The following is an 8,860-nucleotide window of genomic DNA, read 5'->3' as shown; positions in this document are numbered from 1 at the left end:
CAAGCTCGGCGGCTGGAACGGCTACGCCTCGGCCAAGCCGCCGGGCCCAATCACCTTCTTCAACGGCCTCAAATACTTTCGAGCCGTCGCCGATGGATGGGCTTTGCGAGATATGTATATGCCCTAGCCGGCGCCGGGCCGGCACGGCACGTCTTTCACAATTGCGGAATTGTACGGCAATGACCATCCAGACGAATGGGATTTCGGCATTCGAAAACGTCGGTACCTACGAGCCAAAGATACAAATATGTATAACGCTTGTTCATCGATCGCGAATTTGGCACCCGCAATGTTCATGCTAGGAAATCCCGCATCAGGTCGCCGGCAGCGCTGCGACAATTGTCATGAAGGAACAGAACCGATGAACCAGGCAGCGAACATCATTTCTCCTTCGGCAGGATCGGTGACCGGCGGCGTGCGTGAGGTACTGCGGCTCGAGGCTTTCGCGATCATGGCGGCCGCGACAACGGCCTATTTCGTCTCCGGCGGCAACCCCTGGTTCTATGCCATTCTGTTCTTCGCGCCGGATCTCAGCTTCGCGGCCTATGCTCTCAATGCCCGGCTGGGAGCGATCGTCTACAATATGGTTCACAGCTACATCTCGGCCATACTGCTCGCCGGCGCGAGCTGGCTGCTGGGCATCGACCTGCTCTGGCAGATCGCCCTCATTCTGGCGGCTCATGCCGGCTTTGACCGAAGCCTGGGGTATGGATTGAAATACGCATCCGCCTTCACCCACACCCATCTGGGCGTTATAGGCAAGCGAACCTGACGAGGACCAAAGCCCGTCGGGCCTGCCCCTCACCGCTCGGCCTTCTTCTCCCGCCAGGCAACCGGCGTCATATCCGTGACGCGGCGGAATTCGCGGTTGAAGTTGGACTTGGTCTGGAAGCCGACCTCGAACATCACTTCGGTCACCGATTTCTGGGTCACTGCAAGCAGCCGGCAGGCCTCGCCGATCCTGTAGTCATTGACATATTGCGAGACGTTCTTGTCCATCGCCCGGTTGATCGCCGCCGAGATCTGGCGGGCGGGAATGCCGGCCTTGCGGGCCAGGCGGTCGAGATTGAGATTGGCGTCGCGATAGAGTTTCCTCGCTTCCATCAGCGCATCAACCGTCGCGATCGTCTCTTTATCCTCGGCCGTTTCGGGCTTGAGCGCCGCCTCCGCCGTCTCGGCGGGCGCCCGGCTTCGGCTGGCGGCGGCTGCCGCGCTGCCGAGGATGACGAGGACGGCTAGATTGCTGAGGCTGATCAGCGTCAGCGCATGCTCGCCATGTGCCCATGTGAAGTCGAAAAAGACGAAGATATCGACCGAGGCCGACAGGCACAGCGCCGCCGCCGCGAAGATGATTGCCCGATAGGCCGGCACCGCTCCCTCGAAGGGCGCAAGCCGAAGCGCGTCCGCGCCCGGCCGCATCAGAAGCAGGATCGCCAGGGCATAGCCGACGAAAACAAGCACCAGCGCGAGATCGATCACATCCCGCCAGACCACCATCAACAAGAGGATGACGGCAGCGGGCACGGCATGCAGCGCAATCCGCGCCGGCAGCGACCGCCGGCTCGTCCTCACCAGACTGAAAACCCCGGCATAGGCAAGCGGCGGCACCATCGCCGCGGTGACCGGCTCGATCACGCTCACCGCCTGCACCCCGTAGCCCCAGCGCAGTCCGGAGAGGACCGATTGCAGCATGGCAAGCAGGATCAGTGCCAGAAACGGCCGATTGGGCTGCGCCTCCTCGTCGCGCCTGAGAACGGTGACGAAGAGGATGAGCAGCAGAAGAGCAACGACGAAGGGAAGCGGAATGAACAGCATGGCCTGATAGGATCGAAGTGGAAAACAGTTGGCCATCTTTGCCGAGATCCTCACCCGGCGCGACCTCCATCATGTTTTAGGACGCTTTTCAGGCAGGGATTTTTTGTGAACGGCATACCGTGCCACCCTCACCCGGTCCTCGGGTCGCCAGCCACAAGTCTCAATCCGCCGTTGAAGGTCGGTATGATTGTCTTCCAGCCAACCCGACAGGCTGTCGAGATCGGCGACATCGCAAGTCCGGGTAATCAGCGCGGGCACGACCGTCTGCGCCGTGTCTTTCGGAAAGTTGCTCTACGAGGAGCTGCCTAGCCAAGAGCGCTTTGCGCAACGCAAATCCGGTCGATCAAAGCATCGAGATCGCCCCTTGGCGGGCGGTTGTTCGCCAGGCGCTGCTTGAGATGCATGATCGGCTCCGCCAGAATTTCATCAAGGCTCTCGGCGCAGCTGAAGTCGCCTGCCACGCTTTTGACCTTTGAATTGTCAAAGATCGCCGACCATGCCTTGTCACCGAGCAACGGACCAACCCATTCCGGATTGTACTTGATCAAGGTGTCCGTCGGTACGTGGACGAGCTTGGCCTCGACGCCTAACAATCTGGCGATCGTCTTTTGAATATCATTCCAGATGTGGGCGCGGTCGGAGGTGATGTGGAAGATCTCGTTCAACGCCGCCGGCTTGCCGAAAAGCCCGACAAACGGCACCGCGAAATCAACCGAGCGTGTCAGCGTCCAGGGTGTATGGCCATCGCCCGCTACGATAGTGGGCTCGCCATCCAGCATGCGTCTCGCCATGACATCGCTGTCGCCCATCATGATGGGCAGACCCGTGCGAACGGTGTGACTGGGACGGACGATGGTCCAGGCGAGCTTCTCGGAATTCTTGAGCAGCGTCTCGCAGGCAATCTTGTCCTGGCTATAGCGCCAGTAGGGGTTGATCGCCGGTGTCTGCTCGGTAATCACATAGTGGCGCGGGGGCTTTTCATAGACCGAGGCCGAAGAGATGAAGATGTACTGGCCGCAGTGCCCGGCAAACACATCGACGTCACGCGCGATCTGATCGGGTGTAAAGGCAATGAACTGGCACACGACGTCGTAATTGGCCTTGGCCAAGTCGGCATAGGCCGGTGCCGCCAGGTCGCCGACAATCGCGGTAACCCCCGCAGGCAATGGGTCGCCTCTCAAGCTGCGGTTATAGACGCTGACATGGTGGCCCTGAGCCACAGCGCGCTCGACGCATGGATATGAAATCTGGCCGGTACCGCCAACGAAAAGAATTTTCAAAGCCATATGAAGGACCTCGGTGTCGGATGTGACGGGATATGCGGTCAGTCTTCATAGCGCGAAAGAAATTGGTCGTCTCCCGCAAAAGCACGCGCACCGCGTCACGTCGATTGGCCGACCTGTCCCCACCAACGTTGAGATACGCCGCCGATCGGACGACGTGAGGTTCGGCCGCAACCAGCCATTGCCGATACCGCAAAGATCTCTATCTCAAGCCAATAATGCCCCTTCTGTTTGAGATCAGCACAAGACGGAGGCTTTCTTGAAGGATTATCTGCCCTATGCAGCCGGGGTGCTGGCAGGATTATTGGTCGCCTTCCTCATGTCTAGCCTGTTGGCGCTGACGGAGACACCGCAGCTCATGCTTTTCGCATTGCTGCCGGCCATCGGTGGCGCTCTCGTTGAACGCGTTTGCCGTCGCCGGCCCAACAATTCTTGAAGGGTCCATGGCAAGGCTGAAAGAAATCGTCATTGATTGCGACATTCCCTCGCGCGTCGCCCGGTTCTGGGCGGAGGCGCTCGATGGCTACGACGTGATGCCATATGACGACGAAGAACTGGCCCGCCTGGCCGCTCTCGGATTGACACCCGAGACTGACCCTACCGTGATGGTCGAAGGTCCCGGAACCCGCCTTTGCTTCCACCTTCGTCAGGGGGAGCGTCCGGCCCGCAACCGACTTCATCTCGATATTGCCACCCCCGATCGGGCCAGGGAGGTAGAACGGCTTTTATCCCTCGGAGCGAGCTTCGTCCGGGAAGCAGATGGCTACACGGTCTTGAATGATCCCGAAGGCAACAATTTCTGCGTGGCGTCCGAATAGTCCTATCCGGGCCGGAATGTCTGTATCAGACACGATTTAGGAATTCGAGCACGCGGAGGGTGAGCAGCGCGGTCGCATCCGCATCATAGGACGGCAGCGAACTGTCGGCGAAGTAATGCTGATCACCGGGGTACAGGAAAAGCTCCGCGTCCTCGACTTTCTCCACGATCTCGCGGGCGGCATCGATGTCGCCCTCGCCGACGAAAATCGGGTCGTTGTCCATGCCGTGAATCTGCACCGCGACGCCGTCCGGCCAGGGTCCGAAGGCCCACTCGCCGCTGATCGGCAGACAGGAGTAAAAGAGAAGAGCCCCGCGGGCACCCGGCCGTGTCTGCGCCAGCTTCTGCGCCGACAGCACACCGAAGGAGAACCCGGCATAGACGAGCCCGGCAGGCAATTCGTCGGCGAGGCGCACGCCGCGCTCCCGGAGGGCGTCGAATCCGATCTCACCGATATAGGCGATCCCCGCTTCGATGCTTGGGAAGGTGCGCCCGTCAAATAGATCGGGCGTGTGCACGATGTGACCGGCTGCCCTGATATCGTCGGCAAACGAGCGCACACCCGGAGTCAGCCCCTGTGCGTGATGGAACAACAGGATCTCAGCCATAGGGAGCCTCTGGGCGGGACGGTCGGGCGCATCGCCACTCTACAGCGTCGCCGCCTTGCCGGGAAGAGTGCGGATACGTTGCGAAGCAACGTCTGCAAACCCGCCGAAAACCGATAGCGGGAAATCTCCGTGACGCTCTACCGGACTGATAAGGCTGAAGAAGCTTTCCGAGACCTGTACATCGATTGCCCCATTCATAGTTTCAGGCTTTGCCGAACCACCGCGATGCGGCCCGCGCGGCTTCCTCATTGTCAGGCACAGCCTCATCAGCCCACGCCACGAAGCCGTCGGGGCGCACGAGCAGCGCGCTCAGCCCCATCCGATCCCTCGCATCGCCTGCGACATAGGTGATCCCATTCCAGCGGCCTGCCAGTGCTTGCAGCGGTGCGCCGGCGTCAAAGTCCAAAAGCAGGCCTTTGCCCTCCCTGAGATGATCGCCGAGCTTCGTTCCGTCGGCCAGCTCGAAGTCGGGAGCGCTGCGGCCGACCAGCGGGTGACTGCCGCCGAGATCGTAGCGGAGAGACACACCCCAGACGCGCTCGGCGAAGTATGTCGCGCCGTCGCGCGTGTCGATCAGATCGCGGATGATGGCTTCGAGCGCGCGCGAACTCCGGCTTGGCCGCATCAGCGCGACCTGGGCGCGCGACCAGTCGAGAACCTGGGCTCCAACTGGATGCCGTTCGCAGAAGTAGCTGTCGAGCAGGCCCTCCGGCGCATCGCCTCGGATCGTCGCTGCAAGCTTCCATCCAAGATTCATCGCGTCGCCGAGCCCGAGGTTCAGACCCTGGCCGCCCAAGGGGGAATGGATGTGCGCGGCGTCGCCCGCAAGCAGCACCCTGCCCTTGCGGTAAGCCGTCGCCTGATAGGCGCGATCGGTCCAGGTGGTGGTAAGCTCAAGTCCCGTCACCGTGACATCGGTGCCGGAGATATGCCGCAACACCTGCTGCACATGCCCCGGCGTGATCGGCTGCGTTCGGTGAAACGCGCCGCCGTCGAAATCGACCATCGCGATCGTGCCGGGCTTTTGGTAGGTATACACGCCTGTTGGCGTGTAGTGGCGGCCCGGGGCGAGCTTCTCCGGATCGGCCATCTCGAGTTGAACGGAATAGCCGGTGAATTCGGGATCGGTGCCAACGAATTCAAAGCCGCTTGCCCTGCGCACCATGCTGCGCCCGCCGTCACAGCCGACGAGCCACCGTCCGCGAAAGCTCTCGCCACCGGCGCGAACGGTCACCTCTTCGTCCGACTGCTCAAAGCCATCGACTCCAAGCCCGCGCCGGATCTCCACACCCATCGCGCTTGCACGAGCAGCCAATACGGCTTCGACGTGCTCCATCTCGACCGCCATGCTGGTGCCGGCCGGACCTGGCAGACGATAGGGCCATTTCGAGGTGTCGATGGTGTCGTGGAAGAACTGAATGCCGGCGAAATGGCCGCCCGGACGGCGCAGCTGTTGCATCCAATGCGCTGAAGTCGATTGATCTTTTTCGCGTTGCGGCGCCAAGATGTCATCCAGTAATCCGCGACGGTAGAAGGCGTCGATGGTCGGTGCGGAAAGGCCGCGCATGCCGAACGGCAGCCGTTTCAACGGCGAATGCGGGTCCTCGGCCTGCTCCAGCACCAACACCGAGAGGCCGGCCAGTTGCAGTTCGCAGGCGAGAAACAGACCGACAGGGCCGGCACCAGCAATCACAACATCATGAATCATGAGAAAATCGGGCATGAACTACTCCTTTATGGTCGTTCGACCGGAGCAGTTCGTCGTTTCGAGAACCACACGGACGAACAGTGGGACGCTTGAGCAGCGTCCGTGTTCGTCGTGGAGAACTCATGCACGAGGCAAGGAACAGAGCTTTCGTTTCCGAAAGGACTTGGGCCAACCACACCAAATCATGCCTTTTCCGACATCGGCAACATAGCGGCCGGGCGATCGATCGGCAACAGAAGATATGCCATTCTGAGGAAGGTTGGGGTAGAGCGTCAGTGCACGCTCGCGTGGCACCTAAAAGCGGGGCTCCAAACGTTCGACAGGGTCCTTGGTGAAATCGGAATATCGTATCCAGCGAGGAACGACCTTAAACAACACGGCGCCCTTCTCGACAAACTCTCTCTCGACTGGAACGCTTTCAAGATGCGCCTTCTGGTATTCCCGCACGTCGGAGGCGGAAACCTTCATGGCATCGCCCTCATATTGCACCGTGATGTTCTTGTCCCAGCCGACGACAAGTGCGACGCTTCCCCTATCCGACAGGTTTTCGAACTTGCGCGTCTGTTCGAAGGTATCGAACACGATTTCGAGGTTGTCACGCACCGAAAAGTCAATGACCGCAGCTTCAGGCTTGCCGTCCGCATGCGATGTCGCGATCACCGCCAGGGTGTGCCGGCGCAAGAACTCCAAGATCACTTTCTTGCCCTGAGCGTTATCCATGGCTGAAATCCCCGAGGTGACGTAGAGGGGTATCGAGAGCATGCGAACTCGAAGCATGCTCATCTCTGAAGCCTGACACAGCGCCGGAGCGAGTCAAGATGTGACGTCGGCTTCCCCTTCAGCCTGGACAGTCGCGTATTCGCAGCCGCTCAGAGCGAAGGAGAACCCGGCATAGACTATGCCCGGCAGGTAGTTCGTCGCCGACAACGTCCACCTCGCCGCGGAAACGGTCACCTTCGGCTTGCCGGACGCAATTCATCGCGTCTACATAAGCAGGAAAAAGAGGAGGCCGAGCATGCATTCCATCGAACACCCCGGCAAGACGATCGGCGATTTCTGCCGGCCGGATCAAATGGCTCTCGTCGTCTATGACATGCAAATCGGCATCATGCGGCAAATGCCTGACGGCGCCGGCATCACCGCCCGCGTCCTGTCGATTCTGACCGCCGCGCGGGCATCGAACTTTCCCGTCATCTTCATGCGGCACATGTCGATGCCGCTCGCTCTGATGGGCGCCTTCCAGCGCCGTCAGGCCATGGCCTGGCAAAGGATCGACGATCCGGCCGCCATCAAGCCCTGGTTTCTCAGAGGAAGCGAAGGCTTCGAGATCGTGCCCGAACTTCAGCCGCGCTACGACGAGGCGGTGATCGACAAGATTACCTTTTCGGCTTTCGAAGGCACGCCTTTGTCGATCATTCTGCGCGATCTGGGTCTGACCAGCTTCGCCATTTGCGGCGTCGCCACCGAAATCGGCATCGAGCCGACGGTTCGCCACGGTGCCGACCTCGGGCTTGTGCCGCTCGTCATCAGCGACGCCTGCGGCGCCGGGCATGCCGAGGCCGCCGATCGATCATTCGCCAACATGGCCTTCATGGGAGATGCGCTGATCTGCCAGTCGGCCGATTTCATCGCAGCAGCCCGGCAGAGCTGACGCTCTCCCGACCTGCCGTGTGAGGCTTCGCGGCGAACGCGCGCGCACCCTTGGGTCAGCCCCTGTGTGTGATGAAACAACAAGACCCCAGCCATACGGAGCCTCCGGCGCCCTCGCCTCACCGGGAGGACGTCAATCGCGGGCCAGGCCGTCGATCGCCCTCGCCAACTTCACGAGATCTGCGGCGTAGAACCCGGCAGCGTTGAGACAATTCGTCTCGAGCAGCTTCAGCCCCTCCTCGGTCCGACAGATATCAATGACATAGGCTTGGGAGTAGCCGGGGTTGATATCAACCATGCGCTGCCCGAAATCCAGCGCATCACCATCGATCTGGTGGCGGTGGACGACACGCGATCCGTCTTTGTAGAGCGAATAGGTGACGATCTGGCCGTCGACCACCCAGAGACGCCATTCGCTGCTGATGCGGACAGGCTCGGTCAGCATCAGCAGCGTGTCGTGGCGAAGCGATCCGTTCGGGATTTCGTCTTCATCGAGCGCCAGTACCATTTCCGCCATACGGATGATCTCGCCGGTCGATTTGACATTTCCGGGCTCCTCCTTGCTGTCGTCGACCGGGCGCAGGAACCAGTCCCTTCCGTCATCCGCCAGACACTGAGGGACATCCCGGAGTGTCAGGAACAGCGCATCAGCGCCGTTGAGAAGGTAAGGATGCCACACCTGTTCGTGAACGAAAGGACGCAGCTTGAAGACACCCGGCCGGTAACTGTTCGCCTCGGCGTTCCTCCACAGCGTGTAGGAGCCAAACATGATCACCAAACCCGGATCAGCGACGACCGGCTCAGGGATGAGCTCGCCGACGAACGGTACGACCTTGTGCCATGTGTAGGAGATTCCGAGCTGGTCGAGCGCATCGGCCAGCTTGTTGGTATCTTCGAACTGCTGGAGAAGCCACTGCATTCTGTTCCCTGCCTTTCTTACAATCCGTCGGACTACCAGAAAGCTATTTAAAAGGGAACA

9 protein-coding genes and 1 pseudogene are annotated in these 8,860 nt (G+C 60.7%); 4 read left to right on the top strand and 6 right to left on the bottom strand.

The annotated features are described in order from the left end of the window. Positions 1-361: 361 nt before the first annotated feature. A complete protein-coding gene (locus tag ACIPSK_RS05575; RefSeq protein WP_162116157.1) occupies positions 362-772 on the top strand; it encodes a DUF4260 domain-containing protein in 411 nt (136 codons plus the stop codon). Positions 773-801: 29 nt separating this feature from the next. Here ACIPSK_RS05575 and ACIPSK_RS05570 read toward each other — a convergent pair whose 3' ends face one another. Both ACIPSK_RS05570 and ACIPSK_RS05565 read right to left on the bottom strand, forming a co-directional pair. Continuing rightward, positions 802-1,851: a helix-turn-helix domain-containing protein gene (locus ACIPSK_RS05570; protein ID WP_162116156.1), complete on the bottom strand. Its 1,050-nt coding sequence runs from the start codon at positions 1,849-1,851 to the stop codon at positions 802-804. Between the two features lie 269 nt (positions 1,852-2,120). After that, entirely contained in the window at positions 2,121-3,101 is a 981-nt protein-coding gene (locus tag ACIPSK_RS05565) for an SDR family oxidoreductase (RefSeq protein WP_162116155.1), read from the bottom strand. 256 nt (positions 3,102-3,357) lie between these two features. Here ACIPSK_RS05565 and ACIPSK_RS05560 point away from each other — a divergent pair, with 256 nt between their 5' ends. Both ACIPSK_RS05560 and ACIPSK_RS05555 read left to right on the top strand, forming a co-directional pair. Next, entirely contained in the window at positions 3,358-3,534 is a 177-nt protein-coding gene (locus tag ACIPSK_RS05560) for a hypothetical protein (protein WP_018485750.1), read from the top strand. 7 nt (positions 3,535-3,541) lie between these two features. Further along, positions 3,542-3,916, top strand: a complete 375-nt coding sequence (locus ACIPSK_RS05555; protein WP_130655818.1) for a VOC family protein — start codon at positions 3,542-3,544, stop codon at positions 3,914-3,916. A 25-nt stretch (positions 3,917-3,941) separates the two neighbouring features. Here ACIPSK_RS05555 and ACIPSK_RS05550 read toward each other — a convergent pair. The 3 genes and pseudogenes from ACIPSK_RS05550 to ACIPSK_RS05540 all read right to left on the bottom strand — a co-directional run. Continuing rightward, positions 3,942-4,550, bottom strand: a pseudogene (locus ACIPSK_RS05550) (dienelactone hydrolase family protein); the annotation flags it as partial. A 175-nt stretch (positions 4,551-4,725) separates the two neighbouring features. After that, entirely contained in the window at positions 4,726-6,246 is a 1,521-nt protein-coding gene (locus ACIPSK_RS05545) for an FAD-dependent monooxygenase (RefSeq protein WP_162116153.1), read from the bottom strand. Between the two features lie 279 nt (positions 6,247-6,525). Then, positions 6,526-6,951, bottom strand: a complete 426-nt coding sequence (locus ACIPSK_RS05540; protein WP_162116164.1) for a pyridoxamine 5'-phosphate oxidase family protein — start codon at positions 6,949-6,951, stop codon at positions 6,526-6,528. Between the two features lie 295 nt (positions 6,952-7,246). Between ACIPSK_RS05540 and ACIPSK_RS05535 the strand changes: the two genes are divergently transcribed. Continuing rightward, positions 7,247-7,882, top strand: coding sequence for a cysteine hydrolase family protein (locus tag ACIPSK_RS05535; protein ID WP_162116152.1), 636 nt, complete (start codon positions 7,247-7,249; stop codon positions 7,880-7,882). A 132-nt stretch (positions 7,883-8,014) separates the two neighbouring features. On the opposite strand, the gene ACIPSK_RS05530 is transcribed toward ACIPSK_RS05535, so the two are convergent. After that, a complete protein-coding gene (locus tag ACIPSK_RS05530; RefSeq protein ID WP_162116151.1) occupies positions 8,015-8,800 on the bottom strand; it encodes an ATP-grasp domain-containing protein in 786 nt (261 codons plus the stop codon). Between the last annotated feature and the right edge of the window lie 60 nt (positions 8,801-8,860).

The organism is Rhizobium sp. LARHSG275 (assembly GCF_052871115.1).
The sequence above is the reverse complement of the archived record's forward strand: the minus strand, read 5'-3'. Positions and strand labels throughout refer to the sequence as shown.